Origin of the sequence: Caballeronia sp. NCF2, from assembly GCF_023631205.1 — a bacterium.
Taxonomy (GTDB): domain Bacteria; phylum Pseudomonadota; class Gammaproteobacteria; order Burkholderiales; family Burkholderiaceae; genus Caballeronia; species Caballeronia zhejiangensis.
In genome coordinates this window covers 44,699-69,302 of sequence record NZ_JALQDN010000048.1, presented here as the reverse complement: position 1 = coordinate 69,302, position 24,604 = coordinate 44,699, and the positions used below count along the sequence as shown (strand labels likewise).

Here is a 24,604-nt window from a genome sequence, read left to right as displayed (position 1 = left end):
TTGCGCCCAGCGCGAAATGCGCCGGCGCAGACAGCGGCGGAGGCCGAAGCCCCGCGCGCCGCCGCTTTTGGCCAACCGGACCGCTCTTGGTCCGGTTATTCGCTATTACCGTCCTAAATACGATCGTCCGTTTCTTTTACCTGCCGTAAGCCATCAACGGAGCGTCTGGGCATCGTACCGGTTCCCAGTCAAAAGATAAATCTACAGAATGCAAATCGATGTCCGGGTGATGCGTGTTCACCATGTAATTGAAGAGCGGATGACGGGCTTCTTCCCAGCGCTGGCGCGCGGCTGCGACGTCCTTCGCGAGCACGCGATGCGGCAGCCCGCCGACATGCGACATCGGCAGGAATTCGTTGACGCCGAAAACATCCTTGAAGAGCATCGCCTCATACTCCCGATCCAGCGGCGTGCGCGCCGTGATCACCATGTAGTCGATCCCGTGCAGTTCGCAGAACATCCAGAGCGCCTTGCACAGCGCCACTTTCACCACCCGCCCCACCATGCCGCCCGCGACGCCGAGACGCGTCGCTTCCGCGAGGCGGCTCGTCGCCAGATGATCCGGCAGACGCACCGACTGCTCGACGGCGAGCGGGCCGTACGCATTGGTCTGAATACGCATCGTCCCGAGCGGTGCGCCGTCGAGTTTCGATTCCGCGAGAAGCACCGCCGTGCCGCGATCGCGGTCCGACGGCTCGATCGTCATCTTTTCGGCGAATTCGGGCAGATGCCGCCCGTAGGCCGAACGTCTGATGCTCACGGCTTTCTGCAGTCCGCCATCGTCTTCGACGATACGGATAGTAAACGGCATGCGCTCCGTTTTCTGAAGCGCGGGGACGACCGTGAGAGTCGGGCGTACCGCCGATTCGGTCTGGTTAGCGGCGGCATTGTTGGCAAGGTTCAGACGTTCCATTTGTAAACCCCATTTTTTCTTGGCGATTGGAAAGGTGCCGCGTGTTGAGGACGTTTATTGGAGGGTTCCTTACACGGGCGGGTCGAGCCTCTCACGAAGTCGAAAAAGGGGGTGCGCGCTTGCCGCTGTTTCTCAGCAACTTTTGGGCTAATTCAGTGGAAGAAAGCTTCTAATCGGCGAAAAAGCCAATCGTCGGCCGCAGCCGCAAACCGAAATATGCATATGCCAGAAAGGTATATGCGCGCCCGATGAGGGTGAAAGAGCGAGGGTAAGCAGCCACCGGCCGACGCGAGAGGCATTCAGGAGAATAGCGTTCGGCGAACAGTCGCGGAGCATCGCGTAAACGCTGGAAAACATTTAATAAAAGGGGTTCGGTAACGTTTGCTTACATTTTTCTTCGCAGATTCTGCGAAACCAAAAAAATGCAAAGTTTGGGATTGCCGAAAGGCGGTCGGGGAGGACGAAAAAAAGCGGGCGTCCTTCCGAAAGGACGCCCGCTCTATCACGACATAATCGTGTCGGCAGTATGAAACGCGCTGAAGCGAATTAAAAAATCAGTCCTCTTCGTCTAGCCAGGGGATATCCACGTCGGTAATGAACGCGACCATCGCGAGCGGACGGCCTTCCTGCCGCCCGATATTGCCGTCGGCGCGTTGCCACTCGCAGCGGAAAATCGTCGCGGGCGTGTCGGCGAGCAGCGTGATGGTGCGGATTTCGTCCGGATCGTTATCCTCGACCGGACCGTCGAGCGACACGAGCAATTGCTGCGGCCAGACGCCGTCGGCCGGATCGTAGATCTTGTCGCCGTCGTGGATGACGACGTGCGCCTCGACGCCGATCGTCGCCGACGCCTCGACGATCATCTTGCCGAGCGCGCGCAGCACCGCGGTGGCGCGGCCCGAGTTGGCCTGGCGGATCGCGAGATCGCCGCGCGTCAGCGCCTGCTCGAGTTTGGGGTTGGTTTTCTGTTGCGCCATCTATCTCTCTCAAGGGGTTCGTTGCGACTTTCGACGGGCACGGCCCGGCTTAAGTTGCACGCGGATCGTAGCATCGCACCAACAAAGATAGGTCGCGCGGGCGTCGGCGGCAAACCGGAGACGACAAAGCCCGCTCGACGCATGGACGGATCGCGCTCAAGTTTGCACGCGACCAGCCGATATTGCGCTCATCCCCACCGAAACGCGTGACTGCCGTGCCGTTCATCGACCTGACTGCTCCTTTGTGCGTTCGTCCGCCGGCGCTCGCTTCCCGCATGCCGTCTCCGGGCACCGCCGTGCGGCCGCCGCGACAGCGTCCCTGAACGTGCTGACCGGACATACGGAGATCGTCGACGGCATCACGCTGCGCACGCATCTGCAACCGATCTACAGCCTGCCGCACCAGCGCGAGGTGGGCTACGAGGCGCTGTTGCGCGGCGAAGCCGAAGACCGCGCGCTAGTCGGACCGTTCGATCTCTTCGCGCGCGCGATCGTCGCGGGCAAGCTGACCGAGCTCGACCGCATGAGCCATCTCACGCATCTGCGCAACGCGGCGCCGATGCTGCCCGCCGCGCACTGGCTCTTCGTCAACATCAATCCGGCGACCTTCACCGATCCCGGCTATGCCGCGCGGCTCGCGGCGGCCACGCGCGCATCCGGTCTCGCGCCCGAGCAACTGGTGATCGAAGTGCTCGAATCCGGCGGCACGGACGTCGCGGAAATCGCGCGCGCGACGCGTTCCTTTCGCGCGCAAGGCTTTCTCGTCGCGGTCGACGATTTCGGTGCGGGGCATTCCAACATCGACCGGCTGCTGACGCTGCGGCCGGACATCGTCAAGCTCGATCGCAGTCTCGTGCGGGCGAAAAGCGCTCACATGCGCGACGCGTTGCTGCCGAAGCTCGTCGATCTGCTGCACGAGTCGGGCATGTTCGTGGTCGCCGAAGGCATCGAGACGCACAAGGATCTGATGCTGGCGGCGCGCTCGAACGTCGATTTCGTCCAGGGCTATCTGCTCGGCATGCCGTCGGTGCGGCTCGCCGAGCGCGGCGCGGTCACGCCGCTTTTCGAAGACGTGTTCGACACGCTCGCGCAGATGCGCCGCACCGAGCGCCTCGCGGGCGATCTGCTTCTGCTGCCCTATCGCGCGGGACTCACGCAGGCGGCGCGGCGTTTCGCGTCGGGCGCGACGGCCGAAGCCTCTTGCGCCGACCTGCTCGCGCAGCCGTGCACGCTGAGTTGCTTTTTCCTCGATCAGGGCGGCCGCGAGTTCATGCCCGGCCTGGCGGGCGCGGCCGCGAGATCGCCGACCGCGCGGTTCGCGCCGATCGCCGATCCGTCGACGGGCCGCTGGGACAATCGTCCGTATTTCGTCGATGCCCACGCGAAGCCGCAGCAGGTCGTCGCGAGCACGCCGTATCTCTCGGTGACGGGCACGTCGCTATGTGTGACGCTGACGATCGCGACGCAGCGCAACGCCAAACCGGTCGTGATCGGCGTCGATCTCGACTGGCGTCGCCTGAGCGAAGCGGCGCCCGCGATTCTCTGACTCTTCAGCGTCTCAGGCGGTCGCGCGCTTCGTCCGCGCGATCGCATCGGCCAGCGCCGCCGCGCCCGCGCGCAGCGCCGCGACATTGCCGGGCTCGAAAGTCCAGTGTCCCGCCGCATTCACGACGGTCAGTTCCGCGCCCGGCCAGTGAGCCGCGAGGTCGAGCGCCTGATCGGCCGGACACACCATATCGAAGCGGCCATGCACGATCCGGCAAGGCAGATGCGCAATCCGCGCGATGAGCGGCAAGAGCGGGATCGGCGGCAGCTCGTTCGCCATGTAGTGCCGTTCGAGCAACGCCATCGAGATCGCCGCCGCGTTCGCTTCCGCGCTCGGACGTTTCTCTTCCTCGGCCGGTTCCTTCTCGGGCTTGTTGACGACGGAAAGCGTCGTCTCGTACTGCGTCCACGCGCGCGCGAGCCGCGTGCCGGCTTCGTCGAAGCGCGCGAGCGGCGCTTCGGTCATCCGCAAAATGTCCTGCCCGTTCGCGGGACGCTGGCCGCACGCCGCCTCGATGGCATCGAGGAACGCGCGATGCGCTTCCGGAAACACGCGCCGCACGTCCCATAGAAACCAGTCGATGTCCTCGCGCCGCGCGAGAAAGATGCCGCGCAGCAGAAAGCCCGTGCAGCGCTCGGGATGCGCGACGCCATACGCGAGCCCGAGCGTCGTGCCCCACGAGCCGCCGAAAATCGCCCATTGCTCGATCTGTAACGCGACGCGCAGCTTTTCCATATCGCCGACGAGCGCATCGATGCCGTTCGCTTCCAGCTTGCCGAACGGCGTGGACTTGCCGCAGCCGCGCTGATCGAAGAACACGACGCGCCATTTGTCCTGCTCCAGCACCTCGGCCCATTTGACGTTCATCGCGCCGCCGGGGCCGCCGTGCACGACGAGCATCACCGGCGCGTCGCGCGGGCCCTGCGCGCGCCAGTAGATCGAATGACCGTCGCCCACGTCGAGCATGCCTTCGTCGAACTGCACCGGCGTCTGATTTTCCATTGCGCTGTTTCCTTGCTGTGTGTTTCGTCGGGGTCCATTGTTGCATCGCTTCGATGACGCCGCATGACGCGAAACGCCGATCCGGGGCGTTTCACCCGATACGCTATGCTTGCGGATTCCCGCCGTTCATCCCACAGTCATTCACGAATCCCGATGCGACGCACCCTCGTCAAGTGGCTCTTTGCAACCTATCTGCTGGGCAGCGGCATCGTCTGGTCGATTCTGATCCTGCCGCTCTTTCCGTTCGTCGGCCGCAACGGACGTTACCGGCTCGCGAAGCTCTGGTGCCGCGCGATGGTCGTGATGATGCGCGTCATCACCGGCGTGACGTGCTCGATCGAAGGTCTGGAGCATCTGCCCGACGGGCCGTGCATCATCCTGTCGCGTCACGAATCGACGTGGGAAACGCTTTCGTTCATGGCGCTCTTTCCGCGACGCATCAGCTTCGTGTTCAAGCACGAACTCATGAACATTCCGTTTTTCGGCTGGGTGCTGCGCGGGCTCGACATGGTGAGCCTCGACCGCGGCTCGATCCGTCAGGCGCATACGGCCGTGACGCGCGAATGCGCCGCGCGGCTCAAAAAGGGCGATTCCGTCGTGATCTTTCCGGAAGGCACGCGCGTCGCGCACGATGCGCCGCTCAAGCTGGCGTCGGGCGGCGTGCGTCTCGCGTGCGCGACGAAGGTGCCGGTCGTACCTGTCGTCCACGACGCGGGCAAGGTCTGGCCGGCGAAAGGGTGGCCGGATCGCGGCGGGCATATCCGCGTGATCGTCACGCCCTGCCTGCCGCTCGACTGCCAGATTCCGCAGGAATTGAACCGCCTCGCGCAGTCGCAAATGGACGATGCGCTCGCCGTGTTGCGCTAGACGGCGCTCAATACGGCGGACGTTTCTTTGCGGCGCACAAGCGGTTCACCGCGGCGATCAGCGTCCCCACGTCGACGGGCTTGCGCAAATAGCCGTCGTAGCTGACGAACGCCGGCGGGTTCGGATGCCCCGAAATCATCAGGAAAGGAATGTGCGCGAGCGACGCGTCGTTCTTCATCGTCTGGCAGAGCAGCGCGCCGCCCAAGCCCGGCATCATCCAGTCCGATACGACGATGTCCACGCTCTGTTCGCCGAGTATCGACAACGCCTTGTTGCCGTCGAACGCGCATAAGACATTGCAATCCTCGCCTTGCATAGAGAGGGTCCAGGCTTCGATGGTGGCGGGGTCGTCGTCGACGAGCAGTACAGTCTTCATCTTGCGAACTTGTTCGAGTGCGGCGCGTTTGTGCGGCGGGAGGTGCAGGACAAAGGCTGCCGGCAACATCGGTAGTGACTGCCGCCAAGGCCGATGGTTGCCGTCACCGCTTATCTGCAGCTTTTTGTCATAGTATTTCTTTCGCGCCAAATCTGCGCGGTAAATGCTGCTTCAGCAACTTGCGCGCCGCCCGGCGTCGGCGGTCATTTGCTCCCGGCGCGCGAGCGGCCGGCGTCGCGCAGTGCGTCGACGAGCGCCTCTTCCACCGGCGTGCGCGCGGCGTCGTTGCGGCGGATCAGGCCGATGGGCTCGTCGGTGCCCGCGAAGGGCATCGGCAGCGCGGCGAGCAGTCCGAGGCCGATGTCCTGCTCGACCGCGCCGGCCGGCACGAACCACACGGCGTCGTTGTTCATCGCGAGCGCGCGCCCAAGCGACACCGACAACGTTTCGACGAGCGCCGTCAGCGCGTGCGCGCCGAACGCCGTCAGCACGCTTTCCGCCGATTGACGGATCAGCGTGCCGAAAGGCGGCACGACGATCACGAAGCGCGCGAGCAGCGCGGGCGTGAGCGGCGTTTCGAGCGTCAGCGGATGCTCGCGGCGCACGACCACCGCGAGCGGCTCGCGATAAATCTGCTCGAAGGACAGCCCGTGCATCGCTTCCGGCTCGGACAAGCGTCCGACGACGAGATCGACGTCGCCCGCCTTCAGCTTTTCCAGCAAGAGCGCGTTGGAATCGGTCCAGACGGACAGCGACACCGCCGGCCACTGCTGCCGGAACGATGTCAGCGCGGGCGAAAGCAGCACCGGCGCGACCGTCGGCAGAACGCCTATCGAAATGGATCCCGGCACGTCGCCACGTTCCCGCAGAAGCATGTCGACGCCCTCGCGCAGCGACGCCACGCACGCGCTCGCGTGCGGCGCGAAGAGCCGGCCCTCGCGCGTAGGCACCGCGCCGCGCCGCCCACGCTCGAACAGCCGCACGCCTAGAATGGATTCGAGCTCGCCGATCGTTTTGGAAACGGCGGGCTGCGTGATCGACAGACTATCGGCGGCGCGCTGCACGCTGCCGAGTTGCGTGACGGCCAGAAAACACTGGAGATGCCGGAACTTGACGCGGGTGTTGGTGAAATCGGTATCCATGACGATCCGTTATGCAAGATGGCACGAAACATCATTTTCCATAACTTGTGTCGTTCTATAAAGTAGCCGTCAGAAACATCCTATTCAACTTCCACAAATACAGGAGACAGTCGACATGACCTCCCCCATCCTCACACCGCGTGACTGGGAATCCCATCCCGCGTATCTGTCGCCGGGTTACCGGTCGTCGGTCCTGCGCAGCCCCGGTTTGCCGCTCATTCCGCTGAAGGAAAATCTGCGCAACCGCCGCGTGCCGGTCTACGGTGCTGAAGACTTGGGCGTGCTCGACAACGACCTCACCCGTAACGCCGCGAAAAACGGCGAACCGCTCGGCGAGCGGATCATCGTGACGGGCCGTGTGCTCGACGAAGGCGGCCGTCCGGTGCGCAACACGCTCGTGGAAGTGTGGCAGGCGAACGCCGCCGGCCGCTACGTGCACAAGGCGGACCAGCACGATGCGCCGCTCGATCCGAACTTCCTCGGCGCGGGCCGCTGCCTGACCGACGACGAAGGCCGCTATCGCTTCATGACGATCAAGCCGGGCGCGTATCCGTGGGGCAACCACCCGAACGCGTGGCGTCCGCAGCACATCCACTTCTCGCTCTTCGGCGAATATTTCGGCTCGCGCCTCGTCACGCAGATGTATTTCCCCGGCGATCCGCTGCTCGATCTCGATCCGATCTACCAAGGCATTCCCGAGCACGCTCGCAAGCGTCTGGTTTCGGCCTTTTCGATGGACACGACGCAGGAAAACTACGCGCTCGGCTACGAATTCGACATCGTGCTGCGCGGCCCGGACCAAACGCCGACGGAGTAACCGAACATGACCACGCTGAAACAGACCCCTTCGCAGACCGTCGGACCGTACTTCGCTTACGGCCTCGTTCCCGAGCAGTACAACTTCGATCTGAAGAGCCTCTTCACCGCATCGGCGGCGGATCGTGAAGTGCCGGGCGAGCATATCGCCGTCGTCGGCAACGTGTTCGACGCGGAAGGCAAGCCCGTCAACGACGCGCTGATCGAAATCGCCCAAGCCGATGCGAACGGCCGCTACGTGCAGAGCGCGCAGGAAGCGCGGGAGTCGGGCTTTCGCGGTTTCGCGCGCTGCGGCACGGGCACGGATCCGAAGCTGCGCTTCATCTTCGATACGGTGAAGCCGGGCGCAACCGCCGACGATTCCGCGCCGCACCTCGATGTCATCGTGCTGATGCGCGGCATGCTGCTGCACACCTACACGCGCATCTACTTCGAGGACGAAACCGAAGCCAACGCGAAGGACACCGTGCTGCAGAGCGTGCCGGCGGAGCGCCGTCATACGCTGGTCGCGAAGCGCGAAGCGGGCGCGTCGGCCAAGCCGGGTTCGTCGGGCACGATCTATCGCTTCGACATCCATCTGCGCGGCCCGAACGAAACGGTTTTCTTCGATCTGTAAAGTTTCTCGCAGCAGTCGTTTGAAACGAGGGCGTCCGGCACTGCGCTATAGTGTCGGACGCCTTTCGTTTTTCTCCGCACTCTTTCCATGTCCGACGCTCCCACGCCCAGCCCGCTCTACGTCAAGCTTCTCGCCGAAACCGCCCAGATCGGCTGGTCCGAGCTTGAGCGCTTTTTCGCGCAAGGCAAGCTCATCTGGGTGAAGGGCGATCTCGATCTCGTAAGCGTCGCGGAAGCCATCGCCAACGACGACAAGCAGCAGGTCACGCAATGGCTTTCGGCGGGACTCGTCGAACGCATGCAGGCCGAGACCGCCGCCGATGTCGCCGCGCGCGATCCGCAATTGTGGGCGGTGGTGCTGTCGCCGTGGGTGTGCGTCCAGGAACGCGGGTGAACGGATGCAGTCGCGCTGCCTCGCGACACCGCAGTAAGCGCTGAAGCGCTAACTGCGGTTGTCGACGTAATCCGTCCACAGCACGACGAGAATCGTCATCAGCGCCGGGCCGATGAAAAGGCCGATCAGCCCGAACGTCTCCGCGCCGCCGAGAATGCCGAACAGCACGAGCAGAAACGGCAGCCGCGCCGATCCGCCGATCAGCACCGGCCGCACGAAGTGCTCCGCCACGAACACCACGATCAGCCCGAACACGGCGACGCACGCCGCCGCGATGGTCGAGCCTTGCGCGAGCAGCCATAGCGCCGAGCCGAGAAAGACGATCGGCGCGCAGAACGGCAGCATCGCCGCGACGGCCGTCAGCATGCCCAGCAGCGTCGCATGCGGCACGCCCGTCACCGCATAGGCGACGCCGAGCAGCGCGCCCTCCCCCAAGCCGACGACCACGAGCCCCACGACCGTGCTGCGCACCGATTCGGCCATCCGGCGAACGATCGCGGCGCCATCCGGGCCGAACGCGCGGCGCGAACCCGCGAGCAGTTGCTCGCCGAGCTTCGAACCCGCCAGAAACACGAAGAAGAGCGTCATCAGCATGAAGCCGAAGATGACGAAACCATGCACGACGCGCCCGCCGAAGTGCCGCGTCATCGCGACGACCGTCGCGCTATGCAGGTTCTTCACTGCGGGCGATGCTTCGAGCGGCGTCGCGAGATTCTCCTGCCACCAGCGCGCGACTTGTTGCGAACCCATCGGCAGATGCTCGATGAACGCGGGCATCGGAAGGCCGGTGCGCAGCACTTCGTGGAACCAGTGGAGCATGTCGCGCGCTTCGCTCACCGTCTGCGCCGCGACGATGAAAAACGGCACGACGAAAAGCAGGCCGATGGCCGCGGTCAGCCCGACAGCAAGCACGTTGTGATGCCGTCTGAACATGGGCCGGCGTTCGAGCCAGCCGAAAGCCGGCCACAGCGCAATCGCGATCACGCTCGCCCAGACGACCGCCGGAATGAAGGTACGCGCCGTATAGAGCGCGACCAGAACGAGCACGGCATAGAGCGCGGCGGAAGCGGTGCGCTGCATCTTTCGCGTGCGCTCGGATGAGTCCGGGGTCGGGTCGTTGCGCGGCTGGATCGGCATGGATGATGAGGCTCTGTTCGTGAGATCGATGACCGGCGAAACATGAAAGCTCGCCAGCATTGTAATCACGCACGAATCATTCCACTCGATGCGCGCAGTCAGGCAACGTTATTTACAGAAGGCACCTTTCGCGCTCCCTATAATCGAGACTCGATTTCGATGCAGGACTATGCAATGAAGGCAATGGCTTCGCGCGCAACGGTGGGCGCATGTGTGTCGCTCGCGCTGCTCGCCGGATGTTCAAGCGGGCTCAATCGGTCGAAGGAAGACCGGTTGAACGCGCAATACGGCATCACGATGTTGCCGGTCAAGGGAGGCGTGGAGATGCGCTTGCCGAACACGCCGCTCTTCGATACCGATGAATCGACGCTTCGCCGCAGCGATTCGCCGATGCTCGATCGCGCGGCGCAAGTGTTGAAGCGCAGCATGCGGCCCGTGCTGATCGAAGGCCATACCGACAACGAAGGCTCGCTCGCCTATAACCGCGCACTGTCGGCGGCGCGCGGCGTGCCCGCCGAACGCATCACGACGAAGGGCATGGCGTATCTGCGGCCCATCGCGACGAACGACACCCGTGAAGGGCGCGCACTGAATCGCCGCGTGGAAATTCTCGTGCGCGCCGAGAGCGAAGAGACGCTGCTCGGCGCGCCCGCCAAGGTCAAGCGCTAGCGGCCTGCTCGACTTCCAGCACGAGCAATTGCGAGCCGTCGGCGACCTGATCGCCGACCTCGAACAGAATCTCGCCGATCTTGCCCGTCGCCGGAGCCACGATCGTGTGCTCCATCTTCATCGCTTCCATCACCATCAGCGGCGCGCCCTTCGTCACGGATGCGCCCGTTTCCACGAGCACCGCGATCACCTTGCCGGGCATCGGCGCGGTGAGACGGCCTTCGTGCTCGGCATCGCCCGCGTGCGCCATCAGGTTCTGCCATTCGAACTGGAACGCCGCGCCTTCGTGGAAGACGTGGAAGACGTCGCCGTCGGTGAAGACATGGCCTTTGATCAGCGCATCGTCGAGTTGCACCGCGAACGATGTCTCGCCGCTATGCGACCAGTCGAAGCGCGCGCTGGCATCGTCGAGACGCAGGCGCTTCTCGCCGTTCTTCGTGAACACGACCTTGAGCGTTTCGTCGGTATCGAGCGCGCGCCAGTTCAAATCCTGGCTGTAGCCGCCCGCCATGCGCCAGTGCGACAGCGCATCCCACGGCGAATGTCCGTGCGCCTCGCCGCCCTCGCGCGTGAGCAGCGCGGCGCATGCGAGCGCGAGCCCCTTCTTGCGCGAGACGTGCGTCGGCGCGAAGAGCGCATCGTGATGACGCTCGATCAGGCCCGTATCGAGATCAGCCGACGCGAACGGCTCGCTCTTCACGATGCGCTGCAGGAACTCGACGTTCGTCGACAAGCCGACGATCTCGCATTCCGCCAGCGCGCGCGCCATGCGGGCGAGCGCGTCGCGACGGTCGCGCCCATGCACGATCAGCTTCGCGATCATCGGATCGTAGAACGGCGTGATGGCATCGCCCTGACGCACGCCGCTATCGACGCGCACGTCGCCATCGATCGAAAACTCAACCGCGTGCGGCATGCGCACGTGCTTGAGCGTGCCCGTCGACGGCAGAAAGCCGCGCGACGGATTCTCCGCGTAGATGCGCGCCTCGATCGCGTGGCCATGCACCTTCAGCTCGTTTTGCTTCAACGGCAGCGGCTCGCCCGCCGCCACGCGCAGTTGCCACTCGACGAGATCGAGGCCCGTGACCATCTCTGTCACCGGATGCTCGACCTGCAGGCGCGTGTTCATCTCCATGAAGTAGAACTGGCCGTCCTGCGTCATGATGAATTCGACCGTGCCCGCGCCGACGTAATTCACGGCGCGCGCCGCCGCGACCGCAGCTTCGCCCATCGCGCGACGGGTTTCGTCGTTGAGGCCGGGCGCGGGCGCTTCTTCCAATACTTTCTGATGGCGCCGCTGCACGGAGCAATCGCGATCGAATAGATAGACCGCGTTGCCGTGCTTGTCCGCGAAAACCTGCACTTCGACGTGACGGGGACGCAGCAGATACTTCTCGATCAACACGCGATCGTTGCCGAAGCTCGACGCCGCCTCGCGCTTGCACGACGCGAGCGCCGCCGCGAAATCCTCGCTTCTCTCGACGACGCGCATGCCCTTGCCGCCGCCGCCCGCGCTCGCTTTCAGCAGCACCGGATAACCGATGCGATCCGCTTCGCGCTGAAGCAGCGACGGATCCTGATCGTCGCCGTGATAGCCGGGCACGAGCGGCACCGATGCGGATTGCATCAGCGCTTTCGCGGCGGCTTTCGAACCCATCGCGCTGATCGCCTCGACGGGCGGTCCGATGAACACGAGTCCGGCTTTTTCGCACGCGTTCGCGAATGCTTCGTTTTCCGAAAGAAATCCGTAGCCCGGATGAATTGCTTGCGCGCCGGTTTTCTTCGCTGCATCGACGATGCGCTCGATGCGCAGATAACTCTCCGACGCCGCCGATCCGCCGACATGCACCGCTTCATCGCAGACATCGACGTGTTTCGCTTTGGCATCGGCGTCCGAATACACCGCGACGCTGTCGACGTTCAGGCGCTTCGCCGTCGCCGCGACGCGGCATGCGATCTCGCCGCGGTTCGCTATGAGTATTTTGTTGAACATGGCGTTACATCCCGAGGTCACATGCGGAACACGCCGAAGCGTGTTTCTTCGATAGGTGCGTTCATCGTCGCGGCCAATCCGAGGCCCAGAACGTCGCGGGTCTGCGCGGGATCGATCACGCCGTCGTCCCACAGACGCGCGCTCGCGTAATACGGATGCCCTTGCACTTCGTATTGATCGCGGATCGGCGCCTTGAACGCTTCCTCGTCCTCCTTCGACCACGTGCCGCCCTTCTTCTCGATGCCGTCGCGCCGCACCGTCGCGAGCACGGACGCGGCCTGCTCGCCGCCCATCACCGAGATGCGCGCGTTCGGCCACATCCACAGAAAGCGCGGCGAATACGCGCGGCCGCACATGCCGTAATTGCCCGCGCCGAACGAGCCGCCGATGATCACCGTGAACTTCGGCACCTTGGCGGTCGCGACCGCCGTCACCATCTTGGCGCCGTTGCGCGCGATGCCTTCGTTCTCGTACTTGCGGCCGACCATGAAGCCCGTGATGTTCTGCAGGAACACGAGCGGAATCTTGCGTTGCGCGCACAGTTCGATGAAATGCGCGCCCTTCAAGGCGGATTCGCTGAAGAGAATGCCATTGTTCGCGACGATGCCGACCGGATGCCCCCAGATATGCGCGAAACCGCAGACGAGCGTCGTGCCGTAGCGCGCCTTGAATTCGTCGAAAGCGGAATCGTCGACGATGCGCGCGATCACTTCACGCACGTCGAAAGGCTTGCGCGTATCGACGGGAATCACGCCGTAGACGCTTTGCGGGTCATAGCGCGGCGGCAGCGGTTCTTTCAATGCGAGCGTCGGCGTCTTCACGCGATTCAGATTGCCGACGATGCTGCGCGCGATGCCGAGCGCATGCGCGTCGTTCTGCGCGAGATGATCGGCGACGCCGGACAGACGCGTATGGACATCGCCGCCGCCGAGATCTTCGGCGCTGACTTCTTCGCCCGTCGCGGCTTTCACCAACGGCGGACCGCCGAGAAAGATCGTGCCTTGATTCTTGACGATGATCGATTCATCGCTCATCGCGGGCACGTACGCGCCGCCCGCCGTGCACGAGCCCATCACCACGGCGATCTGCGCGATGCCTTGCGCCGACATGTTCGCCTGGTTGTAGAAGATGCGGCCGAAGTGATCGCGATCGGGAAACACGTCGTCCTGATTCGGCAGATTCGCGCCGCCCGAATCGACGAGATACACGCACGGCAGGCGGTTCTGCTCCGCTATTTCCTGCGCGCGCAAATGCTTCTTCACGGTGACGGGATAGTACGTGCCGCCCTTGACCGTCGCGTCGTTGCACACGACGACGCACTCCTGCCCCGCAATGCGCCCGATGCCGGTGATGATGCCCGCGCCGGGCGCGTCATCGTTGTACATACCGTACGCCGCGAGCTGCGACAGTTCGAGAAACGGCGTGCCCGGATCGAGCAGTTGCGCGATGCGATCGCGCGGCAGCAGCTTGTTGCGCGATACGTGCTTGTCGCGCGCGGCCGCGCCGCCGCCTTCCGCGATCTTGGCGATCTTCTCTTTGAGGTCCGCGACGAGCGCTTCGAGCGCCGCCGCGTTCGCGCGGAATTCCTCGCCGCGCGGATTCAGTTTCGATTCGATGATCGTCATGACGCGCGCCTCAAGCCGTCTCGGCGAACAGTTCGCGGCCGATCAGCATGCGGCGGATTTCGCTCGTGCCCGCGCCGATTTCATAGAGCTTCGCATCGCGCCACAGACGGCCGACCGAATATTCGTTGATGTAGCCGTTGCCCCCGAGCACCTGAATCGCTTCGCCCGCCATCCACGTCGCTTTTTCGGCGGTGTAGAGAATGACGCCCGCGCAGTCCTTGCGCACTTGCCGCACATGGTCCGAGCCGAGCGTATCGAGCTGACGGCCGACGGCGTAAAGATACGCGCGGCACGCTTGCAGCGTCGAGTACATGTCCGCGACCTTCCCCTGAATGAGCTGGAATTCGCCGATCGCCTGACCGAACTGCTTGCGATCGTGGATATACGGCACGACCGCGTCCATGCACGCGAGCATGATGCCGGTCGGCCCGCCCGCGAGCACCGCGCGCTCGTAGTCGAGGCCGCTCATCAGCACTTTCGTGCCGCCGTTCAGTTGACCGAGAATGTTCTCCTTCGGCACTTCGACGTTCTCGAACACGAGTTCGCCGGTATGCGAGCCGCGCATGCCGAGCTTGTCGAGCTTCTGCGCAACCGAAAAGCCTTTCATGCCCTTCTCGACGATGAACGCCGTGATGCCGCGCGGACCGGCTTCGATGTCCGTCTTCGCGTACACGACGAGCGTGTCGCAATCCGGCCCGTTGGTGATCCACATCTTGGTGCCGTTGAGCACGTAGTGATCGCCCTTTTCCTCGGCGCGCAGCTTCATGCTGACGACGTCGGAACCGGCGTTCGGCTCGCTCATCGCAAGTGCGCCGATATGCTCGCCGGACACGAGCTTCGGCAGATACTTGCGCTTTTGCGCCTCGGTGCCATTGCGATGAATCTGGTTCACGCACAGATTCGAATGCGCGCCGTACGACAACCCGACCGACGCCGACGCCCGCGAAATCTCTTCCATCGCGACCATGTGCGCCGTATAGCCCATGTTCGCGCCGCCGTATTCCTCGGAGACCGTCATGCCGAGCACGCCGAGATCGCCGAATTTCTTCCAGAGGTCCATCGGGAACTGATCGCTGTGATCGATCTCGCCCGCGCGCGGTGCGATTTCCTTCGCTGCGAAATTGGCGAGCGAGTCGCGCAACATGTCGATGTCTTCGCCCAACGCGAAATTCAGGCCGGGTACGTTGCTCATGGGTCGTCTCCTCCAGATGCGATGTTTTCGGTGCGTCCTGAAATATGAGCCTCACTCACACAGGACCACAAACCACGGAATGGGGCAATTTCACGCTCAAATCGCCTAGCCGTCAATAGATTTTTGAGCTACGCTCACATTTATTTCCCCACGTTTCCCGCCAATGTCGACGCAAACCACCGCCACCGGCCGCCGCGCGCCCGCCGGCGTCAAATCGCAGCAGCGCGTGAAGGACATCCTGCAGGCGGGGCGCGACGTCTTCGCCGAGAAAGGCTACGACGCCGCGACGAGCGCCGAGATCGCGCAGCGCGCGGGCATTTCGGAAGCGACGGTGTTCAGCTATTTCAGCGGCAAGCGCGAGTTGTGCGCGCGCGTCATCGCGGATTGGTACGACGAAATCATCGATGCGTTCGAGAGCGGCCTCCCGCGCGACGGCTCCGTGCGGCAGCAGTTCGCGTTCATCGTCAGAACGCACATGCGGCTGATGCTGATGAACGGCACCGGGTTGTGCGCGCTCGTGCTGTCCGAAGGCCGCACGAAGCAGCACGATCTCTCCGACACGCTGACCGAACTGCAGCGCCGCTACACCGCGCCGCTGATGGACGTGCTCGCGCGCGGCCAGGCGCTCGGCCACGTGCGCGCCGACATGCCGTTGCGTCTGTTGCGCTCGCTCGTTTTCGGGCCGATGGAGCACGTCCTGTGGGACGCGACGCTCGCGAAGCGCCGCCTGAGTCAGACTCAGATCGAGACGACGGCGAACGAATTGGTGGAAGTATTGTGGGCGGCGCTGCAGCCGCCGAACGCGCAACTGGCGGCGCTCGCGCAGTTCCGGCAGGACGTCGAGGAAGCGTCGCGGCGCTTCGAAGCGAGCGCCGCGCGCGAGAAACCTACTTCTTGACGAAGCGCAGCGCGAGCCGCGCGAGTTTCGGCACGGTCGTCGGCCGCAGCAGGCGCGCGTCGTAACCGCCCATGCGGCGATCATTTTCGGCGAGACACAGTTCGATCAGCGAGCGAACCGATACATCGCCCGCGACCGAATCGCCGACATTCGCCGGAAAGTTCGCATCCTGCGCCGCGCCGCTCTTGTCGAAGCCGCGCGCGAGCGAGATGCGGTCGCGAATCAGCGAAATCCACACGCTCGCGGTCTTGATCAGGAACCACGGCTTGCGATACCAAGGCAGACTCCGCCGATACCACGCGACCCAGTTCGCGAAAAACAGGATGTGCCGCGCCTCTTCCTGAATCACCGGCTCGAAGGTTTCGACGAGTTCCTCGGGAAAGTAACCCGATTGTCGCGCCGCCTCGAATAGGCCGAACGCGAAAAAACTGTCGATGCACTCGCTGTAACCCGTGAGCATCCACGCGCGCAATGCATCGTCGGGAGCGGGATACGGCGGTTCGGGCGCGAGCTCGATGCCATATGCCTCGACGAGCTTCGACAGCACCAGCTTGTGCCGCGCTTCCTCGCCGCCGTTCATGCGCAAGGCTTCGCGCAATTGCGGATCGCCGACGGTGCCCGCGTAGGTCGCGACGCGGATCGACGCGCGCCCTTCCGTCTGCACCGCGATATCCCAGATCGGCAGCGACGTCACGCGCTTCAACGCCGCGGGATCGAGCTTCGGCCAGTCGATGACGGCCGGCTTGTACGGATTGTGCGTCGTCAGCAACATCTCGCAGAACATGCGCTTGTGCAGGTCCGAACCGATCGGAATCTTCCCCGTCGACCGGTACGTCCAGTTGCGCATCGCATGATCTGCTTCCACCGGGTTGAGCGTGTCGGACATATTCGAATATTGGCCGCCGAATGGGTAGGTCCTGCGGATTTTGGCATACAGGGCGCTGACTCGCAGCATCATGCGCGCATTTTCGCCTATCGCGAGATTTTCTCCAGCGCGAGATCGCGCGTTCGCGGGCCCATGAAACCGATCGCGGCCATCACGATCAGCATCGCCGACGCGATGAACACGAACACGCCCGTCGTCCCGAAACCCTTCAGCACGCCCGCGATGATGAACGACGTGAAAATCGCGGAGAAACGGCTCCACGAATACACGAAACCGACGGCGCGCGCGCGGATGCTCGTCGGAAAGAGTTCGGTCTGATACGCGTGATAGCTGTACGACATGATGTTCGCGGAGAGCGTGAGGCCGACGCCCATCGCGATCAGAAACGCCGGGTTGCCCGACTGGCTGAAGGCCAGCCCGCAGACGATGTTGAGCGCGGCCATCGCGACGATCGCGGTATTGCGCTCGATCCTGTCGGCAATGGCGAGCCCGATGATCGGTCCGACCGGCGCGGCGATCGCAATGATGCTCGAATACATCAGGCTCGACGTCACCGTGATGCCCTGCTTGACCAGCAGCGTCGGCACCCAGTTGGCGAAGCCGTAAAAACCGACCGTCTGGAATATGTTGAAGATGATCATCATCGCGGCGCGCTTGCCGTAGGGCGGCTTCCACATGTCGGCGAACGCGCCGCGCCGCTCCGCTGTCTCGACGGCGGGTTCGGGCGGCGGCAGCGGCTTGCCGTATTCGCGCGCGACTTTCTCTTCGAGCGCGCGCATCACGCGATCGGCTTCGTCGAGGCGTCCTTTCTGCGCGAGCCAGCGCGGGCTTTCGGGCAGCGTGCGGCGAATCCACCAGACGAAGAGCGCCCCGTGCGCGCCGATGATGACGACCCAGCGCCAGCCGTCGATGCCGAAGGGCGCGCGCGGCACGAGCAGATAGGCGAGAAACGCGACCACCGGCACCGCCATGAAACCGACCGCCTGCTCGCACGCGAACGCGCGCCCGCGGATGTGTTTCGGCGCGAGTTCGGAGATATACGTGCCGATCGTCACCAGTTCCACCCCGATGCCCGCGCCCGCGACGAAGCGCCAGATGTTCAGGCCGGTCGCCGTGTCCTGGAACGCCATGACGAGGTTGGCGCCGGTGTACCAGAGCAGCGAATACGTGAAGATCGCGCGCCGTCCGAAGCGGTCGGCGAGAAATCCGCAGGCGATCGTGCCGATGAAAAGTCCCGTGAACAGCGACGCGATAAAGCTCGCGACGCCCGTCATGCCGAAAAGTCCGCTGGTCGTCGGCGTGAGAATGCCGCTTTTGACGAGACCCGGTGCGACGTATCCGGAATACAGCAGATCGTAGAGCTCGAAGAAGAAACCGAGGCTCAAAAGGACGATGAGCGTCCAGACGGAGCGCGTGGCGGGCAGGCGATCGAGCCGGGCGGAAATGCTGCCGGCGGTGACGGGAAGCGCCTCTGCGTGTGCGCTGCGGGGTGTGGCCATCGGGGTGTCTCCTCATGAGGCGGGGTGCGCCGCGCGGCATCGCTGGCGCGGCGCGGTCGGACGAGGGACGAATTTTAACCGGGTGGGTAACATGAGCTGGAAGCTGAATCCCGTCGCCTCGTGCGTCACACCGATCGCCATCGGACTGCCGGGGTTCCGGAAGAACCATCCGCTCAGCCCCCGATACGAAGAAAAGCTCTAAAGCCCCGCTATCCGGGCTTTTACTAGCTCCCGAACTATTTTGGCTTGGTAACCTTCTGCCGATTCTGAACGGACACGATCCGCGGAATATCATGCTCTGGCGCCCAACGACGCGCCGGACGTCCGGTACGAGACCTTCCGGGCTGAACTGACCACCTTCTGGAGTTAAAACAGTGAAGAAACTGCTCGCGGCACTGACGATGTCCCTTCTCGCCGCCACGTCGCTCACCGCCGTCACGCCGGCGCTTGCGAAGGACTATTCGACGATCCGTTTCGGCGTCGACGCAAGCTATCCCCCGTTCGAGTCGAAGGGTTCCGACGGCAAGCTGGTCGGTTTCGACATCGATCTCGGCAATGAGATCTGCGCGCGCCTGAAGGCAAAGTGCGTGTGGGTGGAAAACGACTTCGACGGCATGATTCCCGCGCTCAAGGCGAAGAAGTTCGACGGCGTGCTTTCCTCGATGTCGATGACGCCGCAACGCGCCGAGCAGATCGCCTTCTCGAGCAAGCTCTTCAACACGCCGACGCGCCTCGTCGCGAAAAAGGGCAGCAACATCCTGCCGACGGCCGAAAGCCTGAAGGGCAAGAACGTGGGCGTCGAACAGGGCACGATCCAGGAAACCTACGCCAAGACCTACTGGGCGCCGAAGGGCGTGACGGTCACGCCGTACCAGAACCAGGACCAGGTCTATGCCGATCTGATCTCGGGCCGCCTGGACGCCGCGCTGCAAGACGCGGTGCAGGCTGAAATCGGCTTCCTGAAGACGCCGCGCGGCGCGGGCTACGACTTCGCCGGTCAAAACATCGACGATCCGAAGACGCTCGGCAACGGCGCGGGCATCGGTCTGCGCAAGGAAGACACCGATCTGAAGGCGAAGATCGACAAGGCTATCGCCGACATCATCAAGGACGGCACCTACAAGAAGCTCGAAAAGAAGTACTTCGACTTCGACGTGTACGGCAGCTAAGCCGCTCGCCACAAGCCACACCGGCTGACGAACGGGCTCCGCGCTCAAGGGCGCGGAGCCCGTTTGCTTTTCGGACAGCGGTTTTGGCGGCCGATTTCCGCTAAGATCGAACGTTCGAGACAGCGCCGACGGAAGGAGACGCCGCGGCGCGGAGCACTTTTCCGAGGCAAGACCGCGCACTCGCCTGCGCGCGACCAACATGCAAACCAGAACTCATTCCCTGATCTCGCCGACGCTCGGCACTTCCCGCAACATCACGAGTTTTCACTACGGCCCCGGCGGCGGCCAGAAAATCTACGTCCAGTCGTCGCTGCACGCGGACGAACTGCCCGGCATGCTCGTCGCATGGCGTCTGCGCCGCCAGCTCGCCGAATTCGAAGCGGCGGGCAAGCTGCGCGGCGAAGTCGTCATCGTGCCGGTGCCGAATCCGATCGGCCTGTCGCAACATCTGCACGGCACGCTGATGGGCCGCTTCGAGACCAACAGCGGTCACAACTTCAACCGCAATTTCCACGATCTCGCCGCGCTGATCGCGCCGCGCATCGAAGCGCGCCTCGGCAAGGACGCCGGCGCGAACAAGCTCGCCGTGCGCGCCGCGATGAAAGAAGCGCTCGACGAGCAGACGCCGCACACCGAGCTCGAATCGCAACGCCTCGCGCTGCAAAAGCTTTCCTTCGACGCCGATGTCGTGCTCGATCTGCACTGCGATCTCGACGCCGCGCTGCATCTCTACACCAATCCGGACATCTGGGACGAAGTCGAGCCGCTCGCGCGCTATCTCGATGCAAGGGCGTCGCTGCTCGCGCTGAATTCGGTCGGCAATCCGTTCGACGAAATCCACAGCTTCTGCTGGTCGGATTTGCGCCAGCGTTACGGCGAGCGCTTCCCGATTCCGAATGGCGGCATTTCGGTGACGGTCGAACTGCGCAGCCAGCACGACGTGTCCTACGAACTCGCGGATAAAGACGCGCAGGCCATCGTCAACTATCTGATCCACCGCGGCGTGATCGACGCGCCCGTGCCCGAGCAGCCGCCGCTCGCGTATCCGGCGACGCCGCTCGCGGGCGCGGAGCCGATCGTCGCGCCGGCGTCGGGCGTGCTCGTGTTTCGCGCGCAAGTGGGCGCGTTCATCGAAGCGGGCGAGCCGATCGCCGATATCGTCGATCCGCTCACCGATGTCGTCACCACGCTCAAGTGCACGACCTCCGGCGTGATGTACGCACGGCATATCACGCGCTTCGCGACGGCCGGGCTGGAAGTGGCGCGCATTGCGGGCGCGAAGGCCTATCGCACGGGCTCGCTGCTGTCGGCGTAAGCGTTTCGCGGCGGATCAGAACGGCGCGAGACAGCATTGCGCCGCGACGATCTTCCACGCGCCGCCAATGTCGCCCCACGTTCGCGTGTAGCGCAAGCTGCCCGCGAACGGCGCGCCCGCGAACGTTCCCGAAAGCGTCACGCGCGTGACCGTCACGGCAAACGCGCCGTACACGCGCACGCTCTGATCCTCGACGTCCAGTTTCTCGATGCGCTGCATGCCGTAACGATGTCCGTTGAGATCGTCGGACTTCGTCCAGACCTTGCCGGTCGCATCGACGAAACTGAGGTCGTCGGCCAATAGCGCATCGAGTGCGTCCACGTCCGATGCCAGCATCGCCTTCTTCAGGCGCTCCTCCAGTTCGCGGATTCCTTGCTCGTCCATGTTTTCGCTCGCGGTGACGGAACCGAGAGCATCGCATCGGACGCGCCGAATACACAAGCGCCGATATTTCGCCATCCCTGTTGCACACGCGACACACCGCAAGGCGGCTGAAAGCACTGTCACATTTCTTTCTTTAGCGCCCGCTACATTTGCGCCCGTCGAACGCCACGCGCCATCAGAGCGCGACGCACTGCAGACACCGTCAACAACCACACCGCGAACCATCATACGGAGCTTGTTTTGAAGAAGAATCTCTTGGCGACCGCCGCGCTCGCCACCTTTGCCGCCCTCGCCGCCACGTCCGCGCAAGCGCAAAGCAGCGTAACGCTCTACGGCATCATCGACGCCGGCATCAGCTACGTGAACAACAGCACGCAAACCGCGACGCGCGCGGGCGATAAGCTCTTCAAGTACGACGACGGCGTCGCGCAAGGCAGCCGTTGGGGCCTGAAGGGTTCGGAAGACCTGGGTGGCGGCCTGAAGGCGATCTTCACGTTGGAGAACGGCTTCAATAGCGGCACCGGCACGCTCGGCCAGGGCGGCGCGCTGTTCGGCCGTCAGGCATACGTCGGTCTCGCGAAGAACGACGTCGGCTCGCTGACCTTCGGCCGTCAATATTCGTTCTCGACCGATTACCTCGGCAGCAACTATTCGATCGGCGGCCAGACGCTCGCGGGCAACTACGCGTATCACATGAACGACGTCGACCAGCTGACGTCGAGCCGCATCAACAACGCGGTCAAGTTCAGCAGCGCGAGCTTCTACGGCGTGACGTTCGGCGCGATGTACGGCTTCTCGAACCAGGCAGGCGCGTTCGCGGGCACGCCCAACACGACCGTCGGCACGACCACGACGGCGGGTTCGTCGCGCGCGTACAGCTTCGGCCTGAACTACAAGGCGGGTCCGTTCGGCATCGGCGCGGCGTACACCGACATCCGCTATCCGGCGGCATCGACGCCCGCGTTCAGCACGGCCGTCGCGAACATCCAGACGATGGGCACCGCGAACGCCGGCAAGGATCTGCGCACGTTCGGCGTCGGCGCGAACTACGCGTTCGGCGCGGCGACCGTGTTCGGCCTGTGGACCAACACGCTGTTCGAGCCGATCAACGGCGCGAGCTCCAAGCTCAACGCGTTCGATATCGGCGGCAAGTACAGCTTCACGTCGGCGCTGTCGGCCGGCCTCGGCTACTCGTACCTGAACATGACGGGCAACTCGAGCGGCCACTGGAACCAGGTCGACGCGAGCGTCGACTACGCGCTTTCCAAGCGCACCGATGTGTACGTGCTCGGCATCTATCAGAAGGCTTCGGGTTCGAACCGCGGCGTCGAGAATCAGGCGTCGATCGGTTCGTCGTCGTCGAGCTACTTCGGCACGTCGGGTCTGGGCGAAGACGATCAGCTTGCGTTCCGCATCGGCATCCGCCACAAGTTCTGAGCTTGCTTGCTGAGTTGACATGAGATCGGGCCGCCAGACGTATCGGGCGGCCCGATTTGTTTACCTCTTGTCGGACTTCTTGCCGACGGCCTTGTTATAGCGCTCGATGTACTCGTCCATCAGCTTGCGGATCGCGCGGCCGATCTGCATGTAGTCGCTCTCGTTCAGATTCGCGAGCGACACGCGCCCCGACGGATGCTGCGTGCCGAAGCCGCGCCCCGGCAGCAGCACGACACGCGCTTCTTTCGCGAGCCTGAAGAGCATCTCCGAAGGCTCCGTGTTCTTGATGACCCAGTCGACCAGTTCGCGGCCGTGCCTGCGCTCGCCGAGATATTCGATATCGAGGATCGTGTAGTAATCGACCTCGTTCTTGTCCTCTTCTTCGAGCGCGATGCCGATCTCGCGATACAGCGCCTGCTTGCGGCTGCGGATCAGGCGCTTCAACGCGTTCTTGTACGCGTCGGGCGTGTCCATCAGCGAGAAGAGCGAGAACAGCACCATCTGCACCTGCTGCGGCGTCGACAATCCCGCCGTGTGATTCAGCGCGACGGTACGGCTGTCCGCAACCAGCCGGTCGATGAACTTGAGCTTGTCGGGCTCCGTCGTGATCGATTCGTAGCGTTCGTGAAGCTCCGCCCGTTTGTCCTTCGGCAGCGCGGCGAGCTGCTTGTCGAGCACGTTGTCGCGATGCGTCGCGATCGCGCCGAGACGCCAGCCGGTCGCGCCGAAATACTTGGAATACGAATAAACGAGGATCGTGTTCTTCGGGCACAACGCGAAGAGCGACACGAAATCGTCGGCGAAGGTGCCGTAGACGTCGTCGGTCAGAAGGATCAGATCGGGCCGCTCCTTCACGATCTCCGCGATGTATTCGAGGCTTTCGTCGTCCATCTTCACCGATGGCGGATTGCTCGGATTCACGAGGAAAAACGCCTTCACTTTCGGATCGCGCAGCTTGTCGAGCTCGGCCTTCGAGTATTGCCAGCCGCGGGCGACGTCCGCCTCCAGATTGACGACCTTCAGCTTGTAATCGTTCAGGCGCGGAATCTCGATGTACGGCGTGAAGATCGGGGTGCCGAGCGCGATCGTGTCGCCGGGCGCGATCAGGAAGTTCTCGCGCATCGTGTTGAAGATGTAGGTCATCGCGGCGGTGCCGCCTTCGACCGCGAAGACATCGAATTCGCCGACGAACGGATGCTTGCCGATCATCTCGCGCCTCAGATATTGCGCGACGATCTGCTCCGACAGCTTCAGCATGCGGTCCGGCACGGGATAGTTCGATCCGAGGATGCCTTCGCACATCTCATAGAGAAAGTCGCCCGCGTTCAGGCCGAGCTGATCGCGCACGTACGACACCGCGCCCGCAAGAAACGCGATGCCCGGCACGCCCTTGTTCTCGCGCGCGAAAATCTCGAAGCGCTCTTCGAGCCCTTCGCGCTTCGGAAAACCGCCGACGCCTTCCGGCATGTACGCGAACGAGCGCTCGGACTCGCGCATCGCGAAGAGGCCGAGTTGCCAGAAACCATGACGCGGTATCGTCGCGAGAAAGTTCGGATTGCCGCGCCCCGCATTGAGCATCGCGAGATTGGCCGGACGCTCGACCGCCCCGCCGCCCGCCGCCTTGATGAGCTCGTCCTTCAGCTCGAACGGGCTGAGCGCCGCCATGCCGGCGCGGTCGTTGGAACCCGATTTATCGGACTTTGCCATCCAACACCTCCAGAATTGATGATGGAAACAATGCGGCAGGAAGAC

Annotated in this window: 23 protein-coding genes; 10 read left to right on the top strand and 13 right to left on the bottom strand. The window is 63.7% G+C overall.

The window, feature by feature from the left end:
* Positions 1-136: 136 nt before the first annotated feature.
* Both NCS02_RS15835 and NCS02_RS15830 read right to left on the bottom strand, forming a co-directional pair.
* Positions 137-913 carry an N-acyl amino acid synthase FeeM domain-containing protein gene (locus NCS02_RS15835; protein WP_175979147.1) on the bottom strand — a complete coding sequence of 259 codons (777 nt, stop codon included), beginning with the start codon at positions 911-913 and terminating at the stop codon, positions 137-139.
* A 554-nt stretch (positions 914-1,467) separates the two neighbouring features.
* Positions 1,468-1,890 carry a hypothetical protein gene (locus NCS02_RS15830; protein WP_008353757.1) on the bottom strand — a complete coding sequence of 141 codons (423 nt, stop codon included), beginning with the start codon at positions 1,888-1,890 and terminating at the stop codon, positions 1,468-1,470.
* A gap of 325 nt (positions 1,891-2,215) precedes the next feature.
* On the opposite strand from NCS02_RS15830, the gene NCS02_RS15825 reads away from it, so the two are divergent.
* Complete coding sequence (locus NCS02_RS15825) at positions 2,216-3,436, top strand: EAL domain-containing protein (protein WP_144403698.1); 1,221 nt, start codon at positions 2,216-2,218, stop codon at positions 3,434-3,436.
* A 12-nt stretch (positions 3,437-3,448) separates the two neighbouring features.
* Here the strand turns inward: NCS02_RS15825 and pip are convergent, their stop codons facing one another.
* Positions 3,449-4,438: a prolyl aminopeptidase gene (pip, locus tag NCS02_RS15820; RefSeq protein WP_008353760.1), complete on the bottom strand. Its 990-nt coding sequence runs from the start codon at positions 4,436-4,438 to the stop codon at positions 3,449-3,451.
* A gap of 153 nt (positions 4,439-4,591) precedes the next feature.
* Between pip and NCS02_RS15815 the strand changes: the two genes are divergently transcribed.
* On the top strand, positions 4,592-5,305 hold the full coding sequence (locus NCS02_RS15815; RefSeq protein ID WP_008353761.1) for a lysophospholipid acyltransferase family protein: 714 nt from the start codon (positions 4,592-4,594) through the stop codon (positions 5,303-5,305).
* A 7-nt stretch (positions 5,306-5,312) separates the two neighbouring features.
* On the opposite strand, the gene NCS02_RS15810 is transcribed toward NCS02_RS15815, so the two are convergent.
* Positions 5,313-5,831 carry a response regulator transcription factor gene (locus tag NCS02_RS15810; protein ID WP_235366236.1) on the bottom strand — a complete coding sequence of 173 codons (519 nt, stop codon included), beginning with the start codon at positions 5,829-5,831 and terminating at the stop codon, positions 5,313-5,315.
* Between the two features lie 53 nt (positions 5,832-5,884).
* A complete protein-coding gene (pcaQ, locus tag NCS02_RS15805; RefSeq protein WP_034471860.1) occupies positions 5,885-6,823 on the bottom strand; it encodes a pca operon transcription factor PcaQ in 939 nt (312 codons plus the stop codon).
* Between the two features lie 115 nt (positions 6,824-6,938).
* On the opposite strand from pcaQ, the gene pcaH reads away from it, so the two are divergent.
* The 3 genes from pcaH (at position 6,939) to NCS02_RS15790 (ending at position 8,648) form a co-directional block, all read left to right on the top strand.
* The gene (gene pcaH, locus NCS02_RS15800; protein WP_250502862.1) at positions 6,939-7,640 is read left to right on the top strand and encodes a protocatechuate 3,4-dioxygenase subunit beta; all 702 of its coding nucleotides are present in this window, start codon (positions 6,939-6,941) and stop codon (positions 7,638-7,640) included.
* Between the two features lie 6 nt (positions 7,641-7,646).
* Positions 7,647-8,255, top strand: coding sequence for a protocatechuate 3,4-dioxygenase subunit alpha (pcaG, locus tag NCS02_RS15795; RefSeq protein ID WP_008353765.1), 609 nt, complete (start codon positions 7,647-7,649; stop codon positions 8,253-8,255).
* 87 nt (positions 8,256-8,342) lie between these two features.
* Positions 8,343-8,648 carry a DUF2288 domain-containing protein gene (locus tag NCS02_RS15790; RefSeq protein WP_008353766.1) on the top strand — a complete coding sequence of 102 codons (306 nt, stop codon included), beginning with the start codon at positions 8,343-8,345 and terminating at the stop codon, positions 8,646-8,648.
* Positions 8,649-8,696: 48 nt separating this feature from the next.
* Here NCS02_RS15790 and NCS02_RS15785 read toward each other — a convergent pair whose 3' ends face one another.
* Positions 8,697-9,785 (bottom strand): AI-2E family transporter, encoded by a 1,089-nt coding sequence (locus tag NCS02_RS15785; protein ID WP_033536337.1) that lies wholly within the window; start codon positions 9,783-9,785, stop codon positions 8,697-8,699.
* A gap of 174 nt (positions 9,786-9,959) precedes the next feature.
* Here NCS02_RS15785 and NCS02_RS15780 point away from each other — a divergent pair, with 174 nt between their 5' ends.
* Positions 9,960-10,454: an OmpA family protein gene (locus tag NCS02_RS15780; protein WP_250519884.1), complete on the top strand. Its 495-nt coding sequence runs from the start codon at positions 9,960-9,962 to the stop codon at positions 10,452-10,454.
* Here NCS02_RS15780 and NCS02_RS15775 read toward each other — a convergent pair.
* The 3 genes from NCS02_RS15775 to NCS02_RS15765 are packed head-to-tail and all read right to left on the bottom strand — an operon-like array spanning position 10,444 to position 15,264.
* Entirely contained in the window at positions 10,444-12,447 is a 2,004-nt protein-coding gene (locus NCS02_RS15775; protein WP_250519883.1) for an acetyl/propionyl/methylcrotonyl-CoA carboxylase subunit alpha, read from the bottom strand. The genes NCS02_RS15780 and NCS02_RS15775 overlap by 11 nt on opposite strands.
* A gap of 17 nt (positions 12,448-12,464) precedes the next feature.
* Positions 12,465-14,072, bottom strand: a complete 1,608-nt coding sequence (locus NCS02_RS15770) for a carboxyl transferase domain-containing protein (protein ID WP_250502861.1) — start codon at positions 14,070-14,072, stop codon at positions 12,465-12,467.
* 10 nt (positions 14,073-14,082) lie between these two features.
* Complete coding sequence (locus NCS02_RS15765; RefSeq protein WP_250502860.1) at positions 14,083-15,264, bottom strand: isovaleryl-CoA dehydrogenase; 1,182 nt, start codon at positions 15,262-15,264, stop codon at positions 14,083-14,085.
* 163 nt (positions 15,265-15,427) lie between these two features.
* On the opposite strand from NCS02_RS15765, the gene NCS02_RS15760 reads away from it, so the two are divergent.
* On the top strand, positions 15,428-16,162 hold the full coding sequence (locus NCS02_RS15760) for a TetR/AcrR family transcriptional regulator (protein ID WP_008353774.1): 735 nt from the start codon (positions 15,428-15,430) through the stop codon (positions 16,160-16,162).
* On the opposite strand, the gene NCS02_RS15755 is transcribed toward NCS02_RS15760, so the two are convergent.
* Together NCS02_RS15755 and NCS02_RS15750 are read right to left on the bottom strand one after the other, a co-directional pair.
* Entirely contained in the window at positions 16,152-17,048 is an 897-nt protein-coding gene (locus NCS02_RS15755) for a ferritin-like domain-containing protein (protein WP_008353775.1), read from the bottom strand. The two genes, NCS02_RS15760 and NCS02_RS15755, sit on opposite strands and share 11 nt — an antisense overlap.
* Positions 17,049-17,134: 86 nt before the next feature.
* Positions 17,135-18,547, bottom strand: a complete 1,413-nt coding sequence (locus NCS02_RS15750; protein WP_250502859.1) for an MFS transporter — start codon at positions 18,545-18,547, stop codon at positions 17,135-17,137.
* Between the two features lie 374 nt (positions 18,548-18,921).
* On the opposite strand from NCS02_RS15750, the gene NCS02_RS15745 reads away from it, so the two are divergent.
* Together NCS02_RS15745 and NCS02_RS15740 are read left to right on the top strand one after the other, a co-directional pair.
* Positions 18,922-19,716 carry an ABC transporter substrate-binding protein gene (locus NCS02_RS15745; protein WP_008353777.1) on the top strand — a complete coding sequence of 265 codons (795 nt, stop codon included), beginning with the start codon at positions 18,922-18,924 and terminating at the stop codon, positions 19,714-19,716.
* A gap of 199 nt (positions 19,717-19,915) precedes the next feature.
* The gene (locus NCS02_RS15740) at positions 19,916-21,031 is read left to right on the top strand and encodes a succinylglutamate desuccinylase/aspartoacylase family protein (RefSeq protein ID WP_175979142.1); all 1,116 of its coding nucleotides are present in this window, start codon (positions 19,916-19,918) and stop codon (positions 21,029-21,031) included.
* Positions 21,032-21,046: 15 nt separating this feature from the next.
* On the opposite strand, the gene NCS02_RS15735 is transcribed toward NCS02_RS15740, so the two are convergent.
* On the bottom strand, positions 21,047-21,415 hold the full coding sequence (locus tag NCS02_RS15735; RefSeq protein WP_250502858.1) for a nuclear transport factor 2 family protein: 369 nt from the start codon (positions 21,413-21,415) through the stop codon (positions 21,047-21,049).
* A gap of 240 nt (positions 21,416-21,655) precedes the next feature.
* Here NCS02_RS15735 and NCS02_RS15730 point away from each other — a divergent pair, with 240 nt between their 5' ends.
* Positions 21,656-22,852 (top strand): porin, encoded by a 1,197-nt coding sequence (locus NCS02_RS15730; RefSeq protein WP_250435571.1) that lies wholly within the window; start codon positions 21,656-21,658, stop codon positions 22,850-22,852.
* Positions 22,853-22,912: 60 nt separating this feature from the next.
* Here the strand turns inward: NCS02_RS15730 and NCS02_RS15725 are convergent, their stop codons facing one another.
* Complete coding sequence (locus NCS02_RS15725) at positions 22,913-24,559, bottom strand: bifunctional aspartate transaminase/aspartate 4-decarboxylase (protein WP_008353781.1); 1,647 nt, start codon at positions 24,557-24,559, stop codon at positions 22,913-22,915.
* Between the last annotated feature and the right edge of the window lie 45 nt (positions 24,560-24,604).